Annotated in this window: 21 protein-coding genes and 1 riboswitch; of the genes, 11 read left to right on the top strand and 10 right to left on the bottom strand. The window is 69.3% G+C overall.

What is annotated here, in order from left to right; translation table 11 throughout:
- Positions 1-11: 11 nt before the first annotated feature.
- Positions 12-2,186 (top strand): RNA polymerase recycling motor ATPase HelR, encoded by a 2,175-nt coding sequence (gene helR / locus A7U43_RS08185; protein WP_068002172.1) that lies wholly within the window; start codon positions 12-14, stop codon positions 2,184-2,186.
- On the opposite strand, the gene A7U43_RS08180 is transcribed toward helR, so the two are convergent.
- From A7U43_RS08180 to A7U43_RS08170, 3 genes are all read right to left on the bottom strand, one after another.
- On the bottom strand, positions 2,183-2,452 hold the full coding sequence (locus A7U43_RS08180; RefSeq protein WP_067993332.1) for a DUF2537 domain-containing protein: 270 nt from the start codon (positions 2,450-2,452) through the stop codon (positions 2,183-2,185). The genes helR and A7U43_RS08180 overlap by 4 nt on opposite strands.
- Complete coding sequence (locus A7U43_RS08175; RefSeq protein ID WP_231963548.1) at positions 2,449-3,156, bottom strand: TrmH family RNA methyltransferase; 708 nt, start codon at positions 3,154-3,156, stop codon at positions 2,449-2,451. Before A7U43_RS08175 ends, A7U43_RS08180 begins: the two co-directional genes overlap by 4 nt.
- 109 nt (positions 3,157-3,265) lie before the next feature.
- Entirely contained in the window at positions 3,266-3,700 is a 435-nt protein-coding gene (locus A7U43_RS08170) for an Rv0880 family HTH-type transcriptional regulator (protein WP_067993330.1), read from the bottom strand.
- Positions 3,701-3,744: 44 nt separating this feature from the next.
- Here A7U43_RS08170 and A7U43_RS08165 point away from each other — a divergent pair, with 44 nt between their 5' ends.
- Positions 3,745-3,996 (top strand): DUF2530 domain-containing protein, encoded by a 252-nt coding sequence (locus A7U43_RS08165; protein ID WP_067993329.1) that lies wholly within the window; start codon positions 3,745-3,747, stop codon positions 3,994-3,996.
- Positions 3,997-4,012: 16 nt separating this feature from the next.
- Positions 4,013-4,468 carry an SRPBCC family protein gene (locus A7U43_RS08160; protein WP_067993327.1) on the top strand — a complete coding sequence of 152 codons (456 nt, stop codon included), beginning with the start codon at positions 4,013-4,015 and terminating at the stop codon, positions 4,466-4,468.
- Here the strand turns inward: A7U43_RS08160 and A7U43_RS08155 are convergent.
- A complete protein-coding gene (locus A7U43_RS08155; protein ID WP_067993324.1) occupies positions 4,465-5,247 on the bottom strand; it encodes a DUF3027 domain-containing protein in 783 nt (260 codons plus the stop codon). The genes A7U43_RS08160 and A7U43_RS08155 overlap by 4 nt on opposite strands.
- A 150-nt stretch (positions 5,248-5,397) precedes the next feature.
- Between A7U43_RS08155 and A7U43_RS08150 the strand changes: the two genes are divergently transcribed.
- Positions 5,398-6,984 carry an MFS transporter gene (locus tag A7U43_RS08150; RefSeq protein ID WP_197500037.1) on the top strand — a complete coding sequence of 529 codons (1,587 nt, stop codon included), beginning with the start codon at positions 5,398-5,400 and terminating at the stop codon, positions 6,982-6,984.
- A complete protein-coding gene (locus tag A7U43_RS08145; protein ID WP_067993321.1) occupies positions 6,981-7,517 on the top strand; it encodes a DUF2771 domain-containing protein in 537 nt (178 codons plus the stop codon). Before A7U43_RS08150 ends, A7U43_RS08145 begins: the two co-directional genes overlap by 4 nt.
- Here the strand turns inward: A7U43_RS08145 and A7U43_RS08140 are convergent.
- Together A7U43_RS08140 and A7U43_RS08135 are read right to left on the bottom strand one after the other, a co-directional pair.
- Positions 7,502-8,506, bottom strand: a complete 1,005-nt coding sequence (locus A7U43_RS08140) for a glutathione S-transferase family protein (protein ID WP_067993319.1) — start codon at positions 8,504-8,506, stop codon at positions 7,502-7,504. The genes A7U43_RS08145 and A7U43_RS08140 overlap by 16 nt on opposite strands.
- A 24-nt stretch (positions 8,507-8,530) precedes the next feature.
- Positions 8,531-8,941 (bottom strand): cold-shock protein, encoded by a 411-nt coding sequence (locus A7U43_RS08135; RefSeq protein WP_067993317.1) that lies wholly within the window; start codon positions 8,939-8,941, stop codon positions 8,531-8,533.
- Positions 8,942-9,062: 121 nt separating this feature from the next.
- Between A7U43_RS08135 and A7U43_RS08130 the strand changes: the two genes are divergently transcribed.
- The 4 genes from A7U43_RS08130 to A7U43_RS08115 all read left to right on the top strand — a co-directional run bounded on the left by A7U43_RS08130 (position 9,063) and on the right by A7U43_RS08115 (position 12,447).
- Complete coding sequence (locus A7U43_RS08130) at positions 9,063-9,461, top strand: YccF domain-containing protein (protein ID WP_067993315.1); 399 nt, start codon at positions 9,063-9,065, stop codon at positions 9,459-9,461.
- Complete coding sequence (moaA, locus tag A7U43_RS08125) at positions 9,458-10,513, top strand: GTP 3',8-cyclase MoaA (protein WP_067993312.1); 1,056 nt, start codon at positions 9,458-9,460, stop codon at positions 10,511-10,513. The genes A7U43_RS08130 and moaA overlap by 4 nt, the downstream gene beginning before the upstream one ends.
- Before the next feature lie 2 nt (positions 10,514-10,515).
- Positions 10,516-10,773 carry a MoaD/ThiS family protein gene (locus tag A7U43_RS08120; protein ID WP_067993311.1) on the top strand — a complete coding sequence of 86 codons (258 nt, stop codon included), beginning with the start codon at positions 10,516-10,518 and terminating at the stop codon, positions 10,771-10,773.
- Between the two features lie 246 nt (positions 10,774-11,019).
- Positions 11,020-11,210, top strand: a riboswitch (cyclic di-AMP (ydaO/yuaA leader).
- Between the two features lie 10 nt (positions 11,211-11,220).
- Positions 11,221-12,447, top strand: coding sequence for a transglycosylase family protein (locus tag A7U43_RS08115; RefSeq protein WP_067993308.1), 1,227 nt, complete (start codon positions 11,221-11,223; stop codon positions 12,445-12,447).
- A gap of 81 nt (positions 12,448-12,528) precedes the next feature.
- Here A7U43_RS08115 and A7U43_RS08110 read toward each other — a convergent pair whose 3' ends face one another.
- From A7U43_RS08110 to A7U43_RS08095, 4 genes are read right to left on the bottom strand one after another with little or no spacing between them, the layout of a single operon-like run.
- A complete protein-coding gene (locus tag A7U43_RS08110) occupies positions 12,529-12,957 on the bottom strand; it encodes a molybdenum cofactor biosynthesis protein MoaE (protein ID WP_067993306.1) in 429 nt (142 codons plus the stop codon).
- Complete coding sequence (locus A7U43_RS08105; RefSeq protein ID WP_067993303.1) at positions 12,947-13,423, bottom strand: MogA/MoaB family molybdenum cofactor biosynthesis protein; 477 nt, start codon at positions 13,421-13,423, stop codon at positions 12,947-12,949. The genes A7U43_RS08110 and A7U43_RS08105 overlap by 11 nt, the downstream gene beginning before the upstream one ends.
- Positions 13,420-13,845 carry a cyclic pyranopterin monophosphate synthase MoaC gene (moaC, locus tag A7U43_RS08100; protein ID WP_067993300.1) on the bottom strand — a complete coding sequence of 142 codons (426 nt, stop codon included), beginning with the start codon at positions 13,843-13,845 and terminating at the stop codon, positions 13,420-13,422. The genes A7U43_RS08105 and moaC overlap by 4 nt, the downstream gene beginning before the upstream one ends.
- A 45-nt stretch (positions 13,846-13,890) precedes the next feature.
- Entirely contained in the window at positions 13,891-14,070 is a 180-nt protein-coding gene (locus A7U43_RS08095) for a hypothetical protein (RefSeq protein ID WP_067993298.1), read from the bottom strand.
- 65 nt (positions 14,071-14,135) lie between these two features.
- On the opposite strand from A7U43_RS08095, the gene A7U43_RS08090 reads away from it, so the two are divergent.
- On the top strand, positions 14,136-16,412 hold the full coding sequence (locus A7U43_RS08090) for a helicase-associated domain-containing protein (RefSeq protein ID WP_067993296.1): 2,277 nt from the start codon (positions 14,136-14,138) through the stop codon (positions 16,410-16,412).
- Positions 16,413-16,467: 55 nt separating this feature from the next.
- Entirely contained in the window at positions 16,468-18,117 is a 1,650-nt protein-coding gene (locus A7U43_RS08085) for a DNA repair helicase XPB (protein ID WP_067993293.1), read from the top strand.
- Positions 18,118-18,257 lie beyond the last annotated feature (140 nt).

Below are 18,257 nucleotides of genomic sequence, written 5' to 3'. Positions count from 1 at the left end.
ACAAGGGGCACATGATAACCCAGGATTACCAGGCAGAACTTGAGGCTGAGCGCGACTATGTCGCTGCGCTGTATGACCGGTTGGATGCCGAGCGCGCCCGCGCGAAGGACCGCTACAACGCCGCCCTGCGCGGCGATATCGACAAACAGGACGGTTCGACGCTGGTCAACCGCGACGCCGACGTCCGGGCGCTGGGCAAAGAGGTCAGCAGGCTCGACGTGGCCGACAACGGGCTGTGCTTCGGCCAACTCGAGAGCATCGAAGGTGAGCGGTCCTACATCGGCAGGCTCGGCCTGTTCGACAGCGAGAATGACTACGAGCCACTGCTGCTCGACTGGCGGGCACCCGCGGCGCGCGCGTTCTACGTCGCCACCGCAGCGAGTCCGGAGAACATGCGGCGACGACGTCAGTTCCACACTCGCGGTCGCACCGTGCTCGATTTCACCGACGAGGTCCTGGGCCGGCCCGACGCCGGCGAACGAGGTGACGCAGCCCTGCTCGCCGCGGTCAACGCGCCGCGCACCGAGGGTATGAGCGATATCGTCGCGACCATCCAGGCCGAGCAGGACGAGATCATCCGCCTGGACCACCCCGGCGTGCTCATCATCGAGGGCGGTCCGGGTACCGGCAAGACGGTGGTGGCCCTGCACCGGGTGGCCTACCTGCTGTACACCCAGCGGGAGCGGATGGAGCGTCACGGTGTGCTGGTGATCGGCCCCAGCCCGGCATTCCTCAACCATGTCGGCCGGGTGCTGCCCTCCCTCGGTGAGACCAATGTGGTGTTCATGACCACGGGCGATCTGGTCCCCGGTGTGCGAACCACCGCCGAGGACGCCCCGGACGCCGCGCGGGCCAAGGGCTCGCTCAAGATGCTCGATGTGCTGGCCGCCGCCGTCGCCGACCGCCAACGCACCCCGGAGGAACCGCTGCCGATCAAGCTGGCCGACGTCACCGTCCAGATCGACGCGGGGATCGCCGGCTGGGCAATCCAGGAGGCGCGGGACGCCGGTCGACCGCACAACGATGCCCGTGCGGTCTTCGTCGACGTGCTCACCTGGGCTCTCACCGAACGGGCCATAGCGCGAATCGGTAAGGGGTGGTTGACCCGTGACGACAAGCAGGCCTGGGAACATCTGCGCGCCGAACTGATCGACGAACTCGAGGACCATGACGGGTTCAAGGCCGCACTCAACGACCTGTGGCCGGAACTGACCCCCGAATCACTGCTGGGTGCGCTCTACGAGTCACCTCAACGGCTGGCGGCCGCCGGCGCCGACGAATCACTGTGGCGCCAGGACGGCCGGGCGTGGACGGTGTCGGATGTCCCGCTGCTCGACGAGTTGGTGGATCTGCTCGGCGGGATCAAACCCGATCCATCCGTGGAGAAGGAACGCCAGGAGGAGGCGGCGTATGCCGCCGGTGTGCTCGATCTGATGGTGGCACGCGAGGACCTGATGGACGATGAGGACCACCTGATCGCCGCGGACCTCATCGGCGCCGAGGAACTGGCCGACAGGTTCATCGAGCAGGACAACCGCGAACTGGCCGAACGTGCTGCCGCGGACCGCGATTGGACCTACCGCCATGTGGTCGTCGATGAAGCCCAGGAGCTCTCGGAGATGGACTGGCGGGTGCTGATGCGGCGTTGCCCGGCCCGGTCTTTCACCATCGTCGGCGACCTCGCGCAGCGTCGCTCCGAAGCGGGGGCACGGTCGTGGGGGGCGATGATGGCGCCGTATGTGAAGTCGCGCTGGGCCTACCGGCCACTGACGGTGAACTATCGCACGCCGGCGGAGATCATGGCGGTGGCCGCCGCGGTGCTCACCGAGTTCGCACCGGATGTCCAGCCACCGGAATCGGTGCGCTCCTGTGGGGTCCAGCCGTGGTCGAAGAAGGTGGCCGAAGGCGAACTGCTGGAGGCCATCAAGGAATTCGTCGACGCGGAGGCTGCCCGCGAGGGCACCAGCGTGGTGATCGGACCGCCCGGGGTGCCGGGCACAGTGCCGGCCGCGCTGACCAAGGGCCTGGAGTTCGACGCGGTCCTGGTGGTGCAGCCGGACAAGATCCTCGCCGACGGTCCGCGGGGGGCGTCCGAACTCTATGTCGCACTGACCCGCGCCACCCAGCGTCTGGGCGTCCTGCACATCGGCGAACTCCCGGCTTGCCTGAAAGGACTTGTCGGTTAGGAGAATGCGAGACCGAGCGCGACCAACCAACCGACTGCCACGCCGACCCCGGATCCCAGGACGAACCACCGCCAGACCGGCAACCTGCGCCAGCCCCATACGGTGGGTGCCAGCCCACCGACCGCCACCAGGTTGAGGCCCACGGCCAGCAGTGGGTGAATGCTGATCAGGCCGCGGCTGAGCACCACGATCGCCACGCCCACCACACCGGCCACGAAGGCCGCGACGGTCAGGCCGGTACCCCAGGGGGTGGAGGCGTCCTTCACGGGTCCAACCTAGCGCGCTCGTAGAACGCGAGCGCGGCGGCGGTCGCGACATTCAGCGAATCGGTGCCCCTCGACATCGGGATGCGTACCCGCACATCGGCCGAACGCATGGTGTGCTCCTTGAGCCCAGGCCCCTCGGCGCCGACCATCATGGCGACCTTCTCGTCCGCCAACTCGGCCATCGCCGCGGCCAATGTGGGCGCCACCGGATTGGGCGTCATCGCCAGAACTCGGAAACCGTTGTCACGCAACATCTCCAGATCCTGCGGCCAGGAAGACGCCCACGCGTAGGGCACCAGCAGGGCATGCCCCATCGAGACCCGGACCGCGCGCCGGTACAGCGGGTCCGCGCAGCCGGTACCGAACAGCACGCCGTCCACGCCCAGACCCGCGGCGTTGCGGAAGATCGAGCCCAGATTCTCGTGGTCGTTGACGCCCTCCAACACCGCGACGGTGCGCGAGCCCGCGATGATCTCGTCGACGGACAGTTCCCCGGGCCGGGGTGCGGCGGCCAGCACGCCGCGGTTGAGGTGAAAGCCCACCGCGGCCGCCATCACCTCCGCGGTCGCCCGGTAGAACGGGACGTCGACACCGTCCAGGTCGGCGGCCAGCTCACCGAGTCTGCGGTCGGTGCCCAGCAGGGCACGGGGACGGAACCGGGAGGCCAGCATGCGCTGCACCACCAGCACGCCCTCGGCGATCACCAGGCCCTTCCCGCTCGGCAGATCGGGGCGGCGGTCGACGCTGTTGAGATCGCGGAAATCGTCCAGGCGCGGGTCGGCCGGATCGTCGATGTCGAATACGTGAGCCAGTTCAGGCGCCTTCGTCGACGATGGCCAGCATCAGGTCGGCGGCGGCCAGCAGGGTGGCCCGCTCGCCGGGGGTCAGCTGGGCCAGCCGCTGCGTCAGCCATTCCCGGCTGGCGCGGCGCTCGGCCTCGATCAGATCGGCGCCGGCCGCCGACACCGACACCAGGACCTGCCGGCCGTCATCGGGGTGCGCGGTGCGGTCGACGAAGCCGAGGTCCACCAGCGAGGCGATCACCCTGGTCATCGATGGCGGGCGGACCCGCTCGCGGGCGGCCAGCGCACCCGGGGTCATCGGGCCCTCCTTGGCCACCGTGGCCAGCGCCGACAACTGGGTGAGCGATACCGGCGAATCGGGCCTGCGGAACCGGAGCTGACGGGCCAGCCGCACCACGGCCAACGACAGATCGCTCGGTAACCGGGCATCGACGTCGTCAGTCACAGGTCCGAACAATACCCAGCGGGCATCGGCTAGGTTGACATGCGATGACCCCGAACCCGGCGCCTGACCCGCCCGCGCTACCGGCGCGGTTGCTCGAACCGGTGCCGGTGATCGTCGTGGTCGCCCTCGGCTGGCTGATCGCGGCGGTCTTGGCATTCACCGTGCCCGGCCTGCACGAGTGGCGACCGATCGCGGTCGCCGGGCTGGGCGTCGGCATGCTGGGCACCGCCATATTCCTGCTGCAGCGCCGATCCGCCCGCCGTGGCGATCGCGGTGCTCAGCGGGGCCTGATCTGAGAACGCAAGGAGAGCCATGGGAGCCCCGCTACTACAAGCGCAGATCGATATCGCCGCCCCGCCGGCCACCGTCTGGGCATTGATCTCGGATCTCAAGAAGATGCCGCAGTGGAGCCCCCAGACCCGGGCGATGAAGCTGTTCGGCCCGCTGCGGGTGGGCGCCAAGACGGTGAACGTCAACCGGCGCCGTCTGCTGGTCTGGCCGACGAGCAGCACCATCACCGCGGTCGAGCCGGAGCGCAAGCTGGCGTTCCGTATCGGTGCGAACGGCACCGAATGGAGCTACGAACTCGAACCGATCGATGGCGGCACCCGGGTCATCGAGAGCCGCCGCGCACCCAATGGCGTCAAGAAGATCTCGTCGGTGCTGGTGAACGCCGCGATGGGCGGGGTGCCCAGCTTCGAGGTCGAACTCGTCGACGGCATGAACCACACGCTGTCGCGGCTGAAGGCGGCGGCCGAGCGCGGTTAGGTCAGGTCCAGCACGCCGTCGTCATACGGCACGTAGACCGGGGAACCGGTGCCGGCCGGGACCGGGGTGTCCGAATGGGCGCCACAGCCGTACTCGCAGTCCACGACGCGACCGTCCGCGGACAACTCGTTGCAGCACACACCGAACACGGTGCCCAGCGAGCCCGACAGCGGGACGTAGAAGCCGCATTCGCGGCACATCCGACGGGTGGCGCGGGCCATCGCCGAGGCCGGTCCGAATTCGCCCTCGTGCCAGCGCTCCGCGGCGTCGAGCCGACCTTCCAGACTGAGGACCCGGCGGCGGCCGAGCCCGACCTCACCGGCGAGCTCGTCGAGTTCGGGATCGCCGCTGGACACATGGCCCGGCACCAGCCGCGGGTCATCCGGCGGGGTGGCGAGCAGGTCACCGGGGCTGAGGTCACCGGGCTGGACACGCTGATCCCACGGCACCCACTGCGGCGCCAGCAGCGCGGTCGGGCCGGGAACCAACACGGCTTCGCTGATGGTCACGTGGTCGGTACCCGGGTAACCGGCCACCACCACCGCCCACTGCCAGCCCTGGTATCCGGGCAGCACGGCCAGGAATCGGTGCGTCGCCGCGGTCTGGTCATCGAAGACGGCTCCGAGGTATTCGCCCACGGTGTCGGCGCCACTGAGCTCCTCGACCGCGCCACGGGCGATGTCGACAGCGCCCATCAGCAGGGCCTCCAGTGCCGGCGGCCGCTCCTGCGGCAGCTCGATATCGGGGGCCTGCTCGGTCACGTCCGTCATGCTGTCCATCGGTGTCCATATTGCCCGACCATGCGCGCCGGAGCCACACCGGTGGCCTCCACACGACTGCCACCGCTTTAAGGGACAATCGACAACGTGCCTTCCCGGGATCCCCGCTACTACCCGCCGCGGCCTCCGTCCGGCGACGAGCACCCCGGCATGGCCAACTATCCGAGCGACGGCGAGATGCCGCGCCGGGGGCCGCGCCGGGAACAGGCACCGAGCGCCAACCGCTGGTTACCGCCGCTGGACGACCACGGTGCGGCCCGGCGTCGCACCGATCCCCCGCCGCGGGCCGGCGCCGCCGCAGGTGAGCGCATCACCGTCACCCGGGCGGCCGCGCAGCGCAGCCGGGAGATGGGTTCCAAGATGTACGGGCTGGTGCACCGGGCGGCGACGGCCGACGGCGCCGACAAGTCCGGGCTGACGGCGCTGACGTGGCCGGTGGTCGCCAACTTTGCGGTCGACGCCGCGATGGCCGTCGCCCTGGCCAACACCCTGTTCTTCGCCGCGGCGTCCGGGGAGAGCAAGAGCAAGGTCGCGCTGTATCTGCTCATCACCATCGCTCCCTTCGCGGTGATCGCACCGCTGATCGGCCCGGCGCTGGACCGTCTGCAGCATGGCCGCCGGGTCGCGCTGGCGATGTCGTTCATGGCCCGCACCGTGCTCGCGGTGGTGCTGATCGCCAACTATGACGGTGCAGGGGGCAGCTTCCCGTCCTGGGTTCTCTACCCGTGCGCCCTCGGAATGATGGTGCTGTCCAAGTCTTTCAGCGTGCTGCGGAGCGCGGTCACCCCGCGGGTGCTGCCACCGACCATCGATCTGGTCCGGGTGAATTCCCGGTTGACGACGTTCGGCCTGCTCGGCGGGACGGTGATCGGCGGTGGGCTGGCAGCCGGTGCCGAATACCTGTTCAACATGTTCGAACTGCCCGGGGCGCTTTATGTCCTGGTGGCCGCGACCGTCGGCGGCGCGGTGCTGGCAATGCGTATCCCGAAGTGGGTCGAGGTCACCGCGGGTGAGGTGCCCACAACGCTGAGCTACCACGGCGGGACCGATCAACTGCGTCGGCATCCGCAGCGATCGGCGGCGCGGCAGCCGCTGGGGCGTAACATCATCACCTCGCTGTGGGGCAACTGCACCATCAAGGTGATGGTCGGATTCCTCTTCCTGTATCCGGCGTTCGTCGCGAAGGCGCACGGCGACGGTGGCTGGGAACAGCTGCGCATCCTTGGCCTGATCGGTGCCGCCGCGGCCATCGGCAACTTCACCGGGAACTTCACCGCGGCCCGGCTGAAACTGGGCCGTCCCGCGCTGCTGGTGGTCCGGGCGGCGATAGCGGTCACGCTGTCGGCGCTGGCCGCCGCGCTCACCGGGAACCTCCTGGTGGTTGCGGTCGCCACCCTGGTGACCTCCGGTGCCAGCGCCATCGCGAAGGCCTCGCTGGACGCCTCACTGCAGGACGATCTTCCCGAGGAGTCGCGGGCATCGGCGTTCGGCCGGTCCGAGTCGGTGCTGCAGCTGGCCTGGGTGATCGGCGGGGCGACCGGGGTGCTGATCTACACCGAATTGTGGGCGGGGTTCACCACCGTCACGGCGGTACTCATACTCGGGCTGGCGCAAACCCTGGTCAGCTACAACGGCGCATCACTCATCCCAGGGTTCGGCGGCAACCGCCCGGTCCTGGCCGAAACCGAAGGCGGACCCCTGAATCCCTCCGAGAGCACCGCGGCAGGCAGACGATGAAACGGGCCATCGCGATACTCGCCGCAGTGGCCGTGCTCGCGACGGCGGGCACCGGCGTGCTGGTCTGGCAGCTGAGCAAGGACGGCGGGCAGCGCTACCCGGAGATCAGTGCGTATGCGCACGGCAAGACGGTGCGCGTCGGACCGTACTTCTACTGCGATGTGGTGAACCTCGATGCCTGCGAGAACCCGGAAACCACAGGGGAACTCACGGTGACCTCACGGGGACCGGTACAGCTCGCGGTGGATCCGCCGATCTCCGAAGCGCCCTGGTTGCTGCTGCGCACCTATGAAGACGCCGACGCCCCGGTGGCGCAGGAATTCCGACCAGGAGCGGCGAAGGCGATCACCATCCCCACTGTCGACGCCCGCTACGGCAAGCTGACCGGGATTGTGGTGCAGTTACCGACGCTGGTGCGCGACGAAGCCGGTAACGAGTTCCCGCTGCCGCACGCCGAGTGGTCGGTACGCACCAGCTGGGAGCCGGGCCAGGAGTACTCGGAGTCGGTGACGGACTTTCACCCCGCGCAGTGACCGGCGGGCACCCGCTCGCCCTCCCGAGTAGGGCCGGGCGGGGTTCCCTCGCCGAACGGCCTGCCACCCAGAGCTTCCCGGCCGTGCGGGGTCAGCCAGTTGGCCAGGTCGGGCCCCTTGGGCACCACCCGGGTCGGATTGATGTCGGTGTGCACCATGTAGTAGTGCTGCTTGATCTGCACAAAGTCGATGGTGTCGCCGAAACCGGGCGTCTGGAACAGGTCGCGGGCGTAGGCCCACAGCACCGGCATCTCCGCGAGCTTGGACCGGTTGCACTTGAAGTGCCCGTGGTAGACCGGATCGAACCGGGCCAGTGTGGTGAACAGTCGCACGTCGGCCTCGGTGATCGTGTCACCCACCAGATAGCGCTGGGCGGCCAGCCTTTCGGTCAGCCAGTCCAGGGCGGTGAAGAGCCGGTCATACGCCTTGTCGTAGGCGTCCTGCGAACCGGCGAACCCGCATCGGTACACACCGTTGTTCACCTCGGTGTAGATGCGCCTGGCCACCTCGTCGATCTCGTCACGCAGGTGCTCCGGGTAGAGCTGAGGCGCACCGTCGCGGTGATAGGCGGTCCACTCGGTGGAGAAGTCCAGGGTCATCTGGGCGAAGTCGTTGGTCACCACCGCACCGGTGGGCACATCCACGATGGCGGGCACGGTGATGCCCTTCGGATAGTCCGAAACGCGTTTGAAGTAGGCGTCCTGGATCCGCGCAATCTTGAGGACCGGATCGACGCCACCGGGGTCGAGATCGAAGGTCCAGCTGCGCTCGTCGTGGGTGGGACCGCAAAACCCAATGGAAAGAACATCTTCCAGGCCGAGCAACCGCCGGACGATGATGGTCCGGTTGGCCCACGGGCAGGCCCGCGCGACGACCAGCCGGTACCGGCCGGGCTCGACGGGATAGCCGTCGGCACCGTCGGCGGTGATGCGCGTGGTGATGTAGTTGGTGTCGCGGCTGAACTCACCCTGGGGATTCACGTAGGCCATGACTCCAGTGTCCCCACCGAGGAACTAGGCGTCGAGCTCGCGGGCGACGGCCTTGACGACCTCGGACACCCGGCGGGCGACCTTACGGTCGGGGTACTTGCCCTTGCGCAGATCGGGCTGGATGGTGCTCTCCAGCAGGGTGATCAGATCACCGATCATGCCGTGCAGCTCGTCGGGGGTGTGCTTGTGCTCGACGGTCACGGCCTCGCGACGGGTCTTGGCCAAGCTCGGCGGCGGATCGATCAGCGTGACCTGCAGGGCCTGCGGGCCGCGACGCCCGGCAGCCAGCCCGAACTCGACCTTCTGTCCGGCCTTGAGCCCCTCGACTCCCGCGGGCAGCGCCGACGAACGCACGTAGACGTCCTCGCCATCCTCCTGAGACAGGAAACCGAAGCCCTTCTCGGAGTCGTACCACTTCACCTTGCCGGTCGGCACTGCTGTCACCCGTTCGTCGTGGATAGCTCGCATAAGTAATGCGTCCCGCCTGCGCAGGACGCAATGAGAGGCATCTTACTAGCCTCTCGGTAGGCTGAGGTCGACAGCCTCGGAGGAGACCATGCGCCTGATCCTGAACATCATCTGGTTGATCTTCGGTGGCCTGTGGCTGGCCCTGGGGTATTTCCTGGCGGGAATCATCTGTTTCGTCCTCATCGTCACGATCCCGTTCGGGTTCGCCGCCTTCCGCATCGGCGTCTACGCGTTGTGGCCGTTCGGCTACACCGTCGTCGACAAGCCCGGTCCGCGTCCCGGCGCCGCCATCGGCAACGTCATCTGGCTCCTCGTCGCCGGCATATGGCTGGCCATCGGTCACGTGCTGACCGCGATCGCGATGGCCATCACGATCATCGGCATCCCGCTGGCCATCGCCAACATCAAACTGATCCCGGTCTCGCTGCTGCCGCTGGGCAAGGAAATCGTCCCCTCGGACCAACCCTTCGCCGGGGTGTCGAGGTGACGCTGACCGATCTCGGCTTACCGATGCCGGTGCGCCCGGCCCCGGCCGGCATGCCGGACACCGGACCACTGCTGGACACCTTCGGGCGGGCGGCCACCGACCTGCGGGTGTCACTGACCGACCGGTGCAACCTGCGCTGCACCTACTGCATGCCCGCCGAAGGGCTGGACTGGCTGCCCGAGAACCAGCTGCTCACCGCCGAGGAACTGGACCGGCTGCTGGCCATCGCCGTCACCCGACTCGGCATCACCAGCATCCGGTTCACCGGCGGCGAACCCCTGGTCGCGCAGCACCTGGAGCAGACCATCGCCTCAGCGTCGGCGTTGCACCCGCGCCCGGAGATCGCGGTGACCACCAACGGCCTGGGCCTGGCGCGGCGCGCGGCCCGACTCAAGGCGGCCGGCCTGAACCGGGTCAACGTCTCCCTGGACACGGTCAACGCCGAGCATTTCGCACAGATCACCCGCCGGGACCGGCTCGCCGATGTGCTCGCGGGGCTGGCCGCAGCGGCCGCCGCCGGGCTGGGCCCGATCAAGGTCAACGCGGTCCTGGATCCCCGCACCGGGCTCGACGATGTCGTGCCGCTGCTGCGGTTCTGCCTGGACCACGGCTATCAGCTGCGCATCATCGAGCAGATGCCGCTGGACGCCGGGCACGAATGGTCCAGGGACACGACGATCGAGGCCGAGACGGTGCTCGGTACGCTGCGCCGGTATTTCGACCTGCAGCCGGATCCGTCGCCGCGCGGGTCGGCACCGGCGCAGCTGTGGCGGGTCGACGGCAGCCAGAGCACCGTCGGCATCATCGCCTCGGTCTCCGAATCGTTCTGCGGGGCGTGCAACCGCACCCGGCTCACCGCCGACGGGCAGATCCGCAGCTGTCTGTTCTCCGCCACCGAGACCGACCTGCGGGCGCTGCTGCGCCGCGGCGCCGATGACGACGCACTCGAGGCGGCCTGGCGCACGGCGATGTGGGCCAAACCGGCCGGGCACGGCATCAACGATCCCAGCTTCGTCCAGCCCGTCCGGCCGATGAGCGCCATCGGCGGGTGAGCATGACCGAATTGACGATCACGGTGCGCTATTTCGCCGCCGCACGGGCCGCTGCGGGAATCGAGACCGAAACGTTGTCGGTTCCGGCCGGGACCACCATCAACGACGTGGTCGGCGAGCTGGCCGGGCGCGGGGCCGAGTTGGCAAAAGTCCTCGCACGCTGCTCGTATCTGCGCGACGGCGTCGCGGTGCGGGATAGGTCGGTGGCGCTCCAAACGCCCGCGACCGTCGATGTCTTACCCCCGTTCGCCGGGGGATAGTCGTGATTTGCATCACATAACGAAATGGTCACGGGTCGGCCACCTGCGGTTTGAGTGCTGAAAACACCTGCGGAAACGCCCGGATTCCCTGCACCTTTAATGTCCTCTCATAGTTCTTAAGCATGGGAAACGCCGAAGACGCGCCGAGATGACGCCCCGTGGGAGAACGGTTACCGTCATGCCAAGCCGTTCGACCCACATTGATCGGCCCGCCTCGCCTGATTGCGCCGAGCTCCATCCATCGGGCGAGGACACCCACGAACCACTGGATGGAGACGGGGGACCCACCGGTCCGCCGACAAGCAGACCAGGAACGCCGGTATCGGTTCCTTGGGGTGAAGTCTGAAGCGCTCGACACACCGTCGAACGACGAAGACCGGGCAACCTCTCCTGCCCGAACCCGACAGCTGACCTCGCAGGCGCTGACGAGAGGAACTTCAGAGTTTTATGAGTGGTCGGCACCGTAAGCCCACAACTTCTTCAGTAAGCGTCGCCAAGATCGCCTTCACCGGCGCGGTCATCGGCGGCGGCAGCCTCGCCCTGGCCGGTCAGGCCGGCGCCGCGACCGATGGCGAATGGGACACCGTCGCCAGCTGCGAGTCGGGCGGCAACTGGGCCATCAACACCGGCAACGGCTACCACGGCGGCCTGCAGTTCTCGCCGAGCACCTGGTCGGGTCACGGCGGCGGCGAGTTCGCCCCGTCCGCCTACCTGGCCACCAAGGAAGAACAGATCGCTGTCGCCGAGCGCGTGCTCGCCAGCCAGGGCAAGGGCGCATGGCCCACCTGTGGTCGCGGCCTCTCCGGCGCCACCCCACGCAATGTGGTCGCCGAGCCCGCACCGCAGCCGCTCGACAATCCGCTGATCAACGGCGAGCTTCCGCCGCCGCCCCCGCCGGCCCCGATCGATGCGCTCGCCGCACCGGCCCCGCTGCCGCCCGCACCGGTCGACGCGCCGCCGCCGGCCCCCGAGTTCGTTGCGGTGGCGCTGGACGCTCCGCTGCCGCCGGCTCCGCCCGTCGAGGCACCGCTCCCCCCGGCACCGGCCCCCGAGTTCGTTCCGGTGGCGCTGGACGCCCCGCTGCCGCCGGCTCCGCCCGTCGAGGCACCGCTCCCGCCCGCGCCCGTCGAGACCATCGCGTCGCTGACCCACGATCAGCTGGCCGCCCTGCCGGCCATCCAGATTGCCGACTGGGACGTCGCCCCCGCCCCCGAGGGGCAGCCGCAGCTGTGGTCCCTGGAGGCCCCGCTGCCCCTGGAGCCGGTCCTGCCGGTCCCCCCGGCGCCTGCACCGGCACCCGCCCCCGACGTGGTGGCAGCGCCGGCAGCGGTCGATCCGCTGGCCCCGGTCCCCGCCGAGGGCGTCCCGCACCTGATCAGCCCGGAGAACCTGCCCCCGGGAGCGACGCTCGACCCGAACGTGCTGCCCAATGAGAGCCCGAACGTCAGCTACCTGCGCCAGATCTGGAATGCCGTGCAGGATCAGCAGATCAGCGGCCGCGACGCACTCATCGCCGTCACCACGCAGCGCTCGCTGACCGGTACCGCGCCGACGGCGCCCCCCGGCGCGGTCATCGCGCCCCCCGGTGCCGCACCCGCTCCGGGTGCGCCGCTGCCGCCGCCGCCCGTCCCGGGAGCCCCGGTTCTGCCGCCCGCACCGCTGCCGGCCCCGTAAAACTGCATACGCCGAAACCGCGTTCCGGAAGTCAGAGTCCGAGTAAGGACCTTCTGGAATGCGGTTTCGGCGTTTTCTGGGCTAGGCCGAGTTGACCCATTCGTCGGACCCGTCACCGAAGTGCTGGTGCTTCCACACCGGCAGCCGGTCCTTGACGGTGTCGACGAGCCGCGCGCAGGTCTGGAAGGCCGCCCGGCGATGGTCGGCCGCCACCGCGACGACGAGGGCGGCATCGCCGATGCGCAGATCCCCGATGCGGTGGCTGACGGCGACGGCCCGCACACCCTGACTGTCGCGGGCCACCTCGTGGACCACCTCGGTGAGTGTCTGCAGCGCCGACGGGTGCGCCGAATACTCCAGCCGGGTCACCGCGCGTCCACCGTCGTGGTCACGGACAACCCCGGAGAATCCCACCACGGCACCGGCCGCGGCGTGGGCCACCAGGTCCTCGTGTTCGGACAGCGAGATCGGCTCCTCGCAGAGCCCGACCCGCAGCACTTCAGCGCTCATGATCGCCCCCGGCGAGTTGGTCCACGGCATGGTCGAGAACGTCATCCAGCACGCCGAGGCCGTCCTTCACTCCGCCGGTCGATCCCGGCAGATTGACGACCAGCGTGCCGCCGCGCACCCCGCACACCCCGCGGGACAGCACCGAGGTCGGCACACGCGGCAACCCGGAGCGCCGGATGGCGTCGGCCAACCCGGGGATCTGGTAATCGACGAGCGCCGCGGTGGCCTCGGCGGTGCGATCGGTGGGGGAAATCCCGGTGCCGCCGGAGGTGATGATGACGTCCACCTGCGCGTCGAAAGCCATCTGCAGCGCCTCGCCGACCGCGCCGCCGTCGGCGACCACCACCGGCGCGGGCACGTCGTAGCCGCGACCGGTCAGCCACTCGACGATCACGGGGCCGGTACGGTCCGCGTAGACCCCCGCGGCGGCACGGGTGGAGGCGATGATCACCCGGGCGGTCCTCATGGCTGCCAGGTGCCGGTCTTGCCGCCTTCTTTGCGCACCACGTGCACACCCTCGATCCGGGCTCCCGGATCGACGGCCTTGATCATGTCGTAGACGGTCAGCGCCGCCACGCTGACGGCGGTCAGCGCCTCCATCTCGACGCCGGTGCGGTCGGTGGTGCGCACCGTGGCGGTGATGATGACTTCGGTTGTGCCGATCTCGAATTCGACGTCCACCCCGGTCAATGCCAGCTGGTGGCACAGCGGGATAAGATCGCTGGTGCGTTTGGCCGCCATGATCCCGGCGACCCGGGCGGTGGGCAGTGCGTCACCCTTGGGCAGCCCGCCACCGGCGATCAGTGCGATGACGTCGCCTCGGGTGTGCACCGCACCCCGGGCGACGGCCGTGCGCTTGGTCGCGGTCTTGGCCGAGACGTCGACCATGTGGGCCGCGCCCGATTCATCGAGGTGCGAGAGCCCGCTCACCGATTACTTGTTGACGACGGTGACCGGGTGGATGTAGGGCAGTTCCTCGGCGGGCAACGGAAAAGTCACGTCACCGAACGGGGACAACGAGCCGGTGCGATCGCTGACGAGCTCGCTCACCGCGTGATCGCCCTCGGCCACCTCGGGCCAGCCATTATCGACGTACTGCTTCTTGTCTGCCACAGCCTCATTGTGGCAGGTACCGCGAGCGGTGGCGAGAGCGGGACACTGGCTTAGGCTGGTCAGCAATGACCAAAGTAGCGGGGGCCGGCGTGCCGCTCGGCGTCTGGCTGGCCGACCTGCCGGACGAGAGCCTGGTCCGGCTGCTCGAATCCCGGCCCGACCTCACCCAGCCGCCGCCCGGCACCATTGCCGCACTGGCGGCCCGGGCCCAGGCCCGCCAGTCGGTCAAGGCCGCCACCGATGCCCTGGACTTCCTGCATCTGGCGGTGTTGGACACGCTGCTCGTGTTGCATGCCGATACGGCGCCGGTACCGCGGGACATGCTGGTGGAGTACATCGGCGACCGCGCCGACAGCGCCCAGCTCAAGGAGTCGCTCGACGCGCTGACCGAACGCGCCCTGGTCTGGGGTGAGGACGTGCTGCGGGTGGTGGCCGAGACGGCGGCCGGGCTGCCGTGGTACCCGGGACAGGCTCTCCCGGACGTGCCCGATCTGCCCGCCGAACAGATCCCGGCCCTGCTCGAGGGCCTCGACGAGCCGTCCCGTGAGCTGCTGACCCGGCTGGTCGAAGGGTCACCGGTGGGACGCACCCGCGATGCGCTGCCGGGCACACCCGCGGATCGCCCGGTGCAGCGGCTGCTGGCCGCCGGGCTGCTGCACCACGTCGGCAGCGACAGCGGGGACACCGTGATCCTGCCGCGCGTCGTCGCCCAGGTGATGCGCGGCGATCTGCCAGGGCCGACCGGCCTGCGGGCACCGGACCCCACCCGGCACACCACGACGCAGGCCGATGCGGACTCGGTGGCCGCCGGCGCCGCGATCGACCTGCTCCGCGAGTTCGACCTGCTGATCCAGACGCTGTCGTCGACGCCGGTGCCCGAACTGCGCAGCGGCGGTCTCGGGGTCCGCGAGGTCAAGAAGCTCACCAAGCTGACCGGCATCGACGAGCAGCGGCTCGGTCTGATCCTGGAGGTGGCCGCGGCGGCGGGGCTGATCGCACCGGGCACCCCGGATCCCGAGCCTGCCGACGGGAACGCCCCGTACTGGGCTCCGACGGTCGCCGCGGACCGGTTCATCGAGATCTCGACCGCGGCGCGCTGGCAACTGGTCGCCTGGACCTGGCTGAACCTGCCCGCCCGGCCGAGTCTGGTGGGCAGCCGCGGGCCCGACGGCAAGCCGTTCGGTGTGCTCTCGGATGCGCTGTATTCGACGGCCGCCCCGCTGGACCGGCGGCTGCTGCTGACGGTGCTCAACGATCTGCCCGCCGGAGCGGGCGTGGACCCCGAATCGGCGGCACAGGCGATGGTGTGGCAGCGTCCGCGCTGGGCCGCCCGGCTGCAGCTCGACCCGGTCACCAATCTGCTGCGTGAGGCCCATGCGGTGGGGTTGGTCGGGCGCGGCGCGATCGCCGGCCCGGCCCGGCTGCTACTGGCCCAGCGCGGCGAGGACGACGCCGAGCCCGTGATCAACGCGATGGCCAAGGTGCTGCCCGCGCCGCTGGACCATTTCCTGCTGCAGGCCGATCTCACCGTGGTGGTGCCCGGTCCGCTGCTGCGCGAACTCGCCGAACAGCTGGACGCGGTAGCCACCGTGGAGTCGGCGGGCGCCGCGATGGTCTACCGGATCAGCGAACCGTCCATCCGCCGGGCGCTCGACGCCGGGCACACCGCGGGTGGGCTGCACGCGTTCTTCGAGAAGCACTCGAAAACACCTGTGCCACAAGGCTTGACCTATCTGATCGATGATGTCGCACGCCGACACGGGCAGCTGCGGGTCGGCATGGCGGCCTCGTTCGTGCGCTGTGAGGATCCCGCGTTGCTGGCCCAGGCGGTGTCCACACCGGCCGCCGAGCCGCTGGAATTGCGCATCCTGGCGCCCACCGTCGCGGTGTCCCAGGCCTCAATCGGCGATGTGCTGGCGGCGCTGCGGGCCGGCGGCTTCGTGCCCGCGGCCGAGGACTCCACCGGTGCCGTCGTGGATATCCGGGCCCGGGGGGCCAGGGTGCCGGCACCGGCGCGGCGCCGGGTGTTCCGGCCGCTGACCGCTCCCCCGCCCCAGACCCTGGGCGCCATCGTCGCGGTGATGCGCAGCGTGGCGGCCGCACCCAGGTCCGGGGAGCGACTGGACCCGGCGGTGCTCATTGCCCTGCTGCAGCAGGCCGCGCTGGAGCAGACCTCGGTGGTGATGGGTTACGTGGACCCGGCTGGCGTGGCCACCCAGCGGGTGGTGGCGCCGATCAACATCCGCGGGGGCCAGCTGACGGCCTTCGACCCGGCTTCGGGGCGGGTGCGCGAGTTCGCCATCCACCGCGTGACGTCCGTGGTGTCGGCCGACCCTGGATAATGGACGGAATGACCTTCAGAGCGCGTCACGCGCCGCAGAATCGGGGGGATCGCGCATGACTGACGGCCCCCTGATCGTGCAGTCCGACAAGACCGTGCTGCTCGAAGTCGACCATGAACTCGCCGGCGCGGCGCGGGCGGCGATCGCCCCGTTCGCCGAGCTGGAGCGCGCACCCGAACACATCCACACCTACCGCATCACTCCGCTGGCGCTCTGGAATGCCCGCGCCGCGGGCCATGACGCCGAGCAGGTGGTGGATGCCCTGGTCAGCTTCTCCCGGTATGCAGTACCCCAGCCGTTGCTGGTCGACATCGTCGACACCATGGCGCGCTACGGCAGGCTGCAGCTGATCAAGAGCCCGGTGCACGGCCTGGTGCTGGTGAGCCTCGACCGCGCGGTGCTCGAGGAGGTGCTGCGCAACAAGAAGATCGCCCCGATGCTGGGTGCCCGCATCGACGACGACATGGTGATCGTGCACGCCAGCGAGCGGGGCCGCGTCAAACAGATGCTGCTGAAGATCGGCTGGCCCGCCGAAGACCTGGCCGGCTACGTCAACGGCGAAGCGCACCCGATCACCCTCGCCCAGGACGGCTGGGAGCTGCGCGACTACCAGGAGATGGCCGCCGAGTCATTCTGGGCCGGCGGTTCCGGTGTCGTGGTGCTGCCCTGCGGTGCGGGCAAGACGCTGGTCGGCGCGGCCGCGATGGCCAAGGCCGGTGCCACCACGCTGATCCTGGTCACCAACACCGTCGCCGGCCGGCAGTGGAAGCGCGAGTTGATCGCGCGCACCTCGCTGACCGAGGAGGAGATCGGCGAGTACTCCGGCGAGCGCAAGGAGATCCGGCCGGTCACCATCGCGACCTATCAGGTGATCACCCGGCGCACCAAGGGCGAGTACAAGCATCTGGAGCTGTTCGACAGCCGCGACTGGGGTCTTATCATCTACGACGAGGTGCACCTGCTGCCCGCGCCGGTGTTCCGGATGACCGCTGACCTGCAGTCGCGACGCCGCCTCGGGTTGACCGCCACGCTGATCCGCGAAGACGGCCGCGAGGGCGACGTGTTCTCCCTCATCGGCCCGAAGCGCTACGACGCGCCCTGGAAGGACATCGAGGCACAGGGCTGGATCGCGCCGGCCGAGTGCATCGAGGTGCGGGTGACGATGACCGACAACGAGCGGATGCTCTACGCGGTGGCCGAGCCGGAGGAACGCTACAAGTTGTGTTCCACCGCGCACTCCAAGATCGCGGTGGTCAAGTCGATCCTGGAGCGGCATCCGAAGGAGCCGACACTGGTGATCGGCGCCTATCTCGATCAGCTCGACGAGCTCGGCCAGGAGTTGGATGCCCCGGTGATCCAGGGGTCGACCAAGAACGCCGAGCGCGAGGCGCTGTTCGACCAGTTCCGCCGCGGCGAGATCCGCACCCTGGTGGTGTCCAAGGTGGCGAACTTCTCCATCGACCTCCCGGAAGCCTCTGTGGCCGTTCAGGTTTCGGGAACCTTCGGATCACGCCAAGAAGAGGCGCAACGGCTGGGACGGCTGCTACGACCGAAGGCCGACGGCGGCGGTGCGGTGTTCTACTCGGTGGTCTCCCGCGACAGCCTGGACGCCGAGTACGCCGCGCACCGCCAGCGCTTCCTCGCCGAGCAGGGGTACGGCTACATCATCAAAGACGCCGACGACCTGCTGGGCCCGGCGATCTGACCGTCGGGCAGTCAGGTTTCCACCCGCGGCGACCATGTCTGGCTGTCGATGAAGAAGCGGACGGCGTAGTCGGTCCGGCGTTTTAGACTTGGTTCGACCCCCGGCAAGGAGTTCAACCGTGACAAACGACCATGGCGGCT

Origin of the sequence: Mycobacterium adipatum (assembly GCF_001644575.1) — a bacterium.
In the GTDB taxonomy this organism is placed as follows: Bacteria; Actinomycetota; Actinomycetes; order Mycobacteriales; family Mycobacteriaceae; genus Mycobacterium; species Mycobacterium adipatum.
The sequence above is the reverse complement of the archived record's forward strand: the minus strand, read 5'-3'. Positions and strand labels throughout refer to the sequence as shown.